Raw genomic sequence first — 2,370 nt, forward strand, 5'->3', positions numbered from 1 at the left:
ATCTGCGAGCACCGGCGTCACGTCGAAGCTGAGCGTCTGCCCATTGCGTTCCACGTCGAGATGCACCGGTTTAGATTTCGTCTGCTGCAGGCGATCAATCATCGCCTTAATTGACGGAACCGGCTGCCCGTCGAGAGTCAAGACTTTATCACCGGACTTCAGGCCGATCTTCTGAGCAGGCATATTAGGCTCAAGCGAACCTAGAATGACCGGCTCATCCGCGTACCATCCGGCAGAGCCAGCATTGTCCGCGGTAACAGCTGCGGGCACAATCGTGCCCTGAATTTTTTGCCCGTCGCGCTGGATCGTATAAGAGAGCGGCTGATTGGCGCTGAGCAGTTCCTTCACCTCAACGTCATCCCAGGTAGGATCCTGCACACCATCAATTTGGCTAATGCGATCTCCGCGCTGGGCGCCAATTTTTGCCGCAGGCGTATCCGCTTTCACATATCCGATTACTGCGGCTTGGTCTTTGTAGGGCGGATACTCGTAATGCACCATGTAGATACCCGCGAGTAGGACCACGGCCAGCATAATGTTCATTGCAGGCCCGGCGATGGCGATCAAGAAGCGATGCCAGCGCGGATGCGACATAAACTCGCCAGGATCACCGGTGCGATCATCCATCGGATTCTCACCGCTCATCTTTACGTAGCCGCCGAGCGGGATTGCAGCTATGCGATAGTCGGTTTCGCCATGGCGAAAACCCAATAGTCGTCTGCCAAATCCGATGGAGAAAACTTCCACCCGCACGCCCAAAAGCTTAGCGGCAGCATAGTGGCCAAATTCGTGAATCAGAATCATGAAACCCAGAATCACGGCCACGGAAATCACAGCAGTAAGGAATCCCGACATAAATAATTGTAATCCCTTCTTAACTGGCCGAAGCCGGCCCAACCGCAGCGGACCCGGCCAACTGAACCACTTTTTCGCGGGCACGCCGGCGCGCTGTGGAATCCGCTTCCAGCACCTTCTTAATAGATTCCAATTTCCCGCTCTCCGTTTCACTGAGAACGGCTTCGATTATGTGGGGGATATCGTCAAAACCGATCGAGTTGTCCAGAAACGCTGCCACTGCCACTTCATCGGCCGCATTGAGTGCGACCGTTTTAGCGCCCCCGGCCTCGGCGGCTTCATAGGCCAGGCGCAAACAAGAGAATTTTTCCATGTCCGGAGGCAGGAATTCGAGATGCCGTAAGTTCATGACCGGGAAGTGCATATCGGAGGCAATCCGCTCCGGATAGGTGAGCGCATACAGAATCGGCAGGCGCATATCGGTCACGGAAAATTGAGCAAGTATGCTGCCATCCACAAATTCCACCATGGAATGAATCGTAGACTGTGGATGAACCATGACCTGAATTTTGCCCGGTGGCAAGTTAAACAAACGGCACGCCTCAATGACTTCGAACCCTTTGTTCATCAGGGTGGCCGAGTCGATCGTGATCCGCTGCCCCATCTTCCACGTGGGATGCCTTAGTGCCTGGGTGACGGTAATTGAGCCGAACTGAGACTTCGGTGTGTTGAGGAACGGACCTCCCGAGGCGGTCAGCCAGATGCGCTCGACTTCTTCGATTCTGCCGCCGCGCAGGCACTGGTGAACTGCATTGTGTTCACTGTCGATCGGGAGCAGTTGCTTGCCTTGGCGGCGCGCTTCGGCGGTGATCAACTCTCCGGCCGCGACCAGGCATTCCTTATTGGCAAGCCCGACGGTTTTGCCGGCGCGGACCGCCTCATAAGTTGCTTCCAGGCCAGCGACTCCTACAATCGCGCTGACCACAAAATCTGCTTCGGGATGGGTGGCCGCGCGAACTGCGCCGGAAGGACCTTGCGCGACCTCAACTTCTGTCAGCCCTGCGGCTTTGAGTTCTCGACGAAGTTTTTCCGCATCTGCTTCGGAACTGACTGAGATTACCCGCGGCTTCCATCGTTTCGCTTGATCCAGAGCGGCTTCAATATTTTTGCCGACAGCAAGGGAAACCATCTCGAAGCGGTCAGGATACGATTCGACCACACTCAAAGTGCTGCGGCCGATCGAGCCAGTCGATCCTAAAATTGCGATTCGCTTCATCAGCGGGAAGGCGCCGTTAACGCGGCTCAGGGGAGATCAGGCTACTGCATCACGCGCCAGCTTGCATAGTACCACAGCACCGGCGCGGCAAAGAGCAGGGCATCAATTCTGTCAAGCATGCCTCCGTGGCCGGGCAGAAGTGTCCCTGAATCCTTCGCTCCAGCACCGCGCTTGATCAGCGATTCCACCAGATCACCGAGCTGCGCGGCGATGTTGATCGCCGCCGAAAGCAGCAAAATCGGCCACAGCGGCTGCTTTTCGAGCGCGAACAGCCCATCTCTCCTCTCAATTAGATGCGC

At 56.2% G+C, this 2,370-nt stretch carries 3 protein-coding genes; all 3 read right to left on the reverse strand.

What is annotated here, in order from left to right; all coding sequences use genetic code 11:
* Positions 1-855: RIP metalloprotease RseP (rseP, locus tag DMG62_24200; GenBank protein ID PYY19861.1), on the reverse strand; the 855-nt coding region annotated here is incomplete at its 3' end.
* Between the two features lie 19 nt (positions 856-874).
* On the reverse strand, positions 875-2,071 hold the full coding sequence (locus tag DMG62_24205; GenBank protein PYY19862.1) for a 1-deoxy-D-xylulose-5-phosphate reductoisomerase: 1,197 nt from the start codon (positions 2,069-2,071) through the stop codon (positions 875-877).
* Between the two features lie 41 nt (positions 2,072-2,112).
* Positions 2,113-2,370: hypothetical protein (locus DMG62_24210; GenBank protein PYY19863.1), on the reverse strand; the 258-nt coding region annotated here is incomplete at its 5' end.

Source organism: Acidobacteriota bacterium (assembly GCA_003225175.1).
Taxonomy (GTDB): Bacteria; Acidobacteriota; Terriglobia; order Terriglobales; family Acidobacteriaceae; genus Gp1-AA112.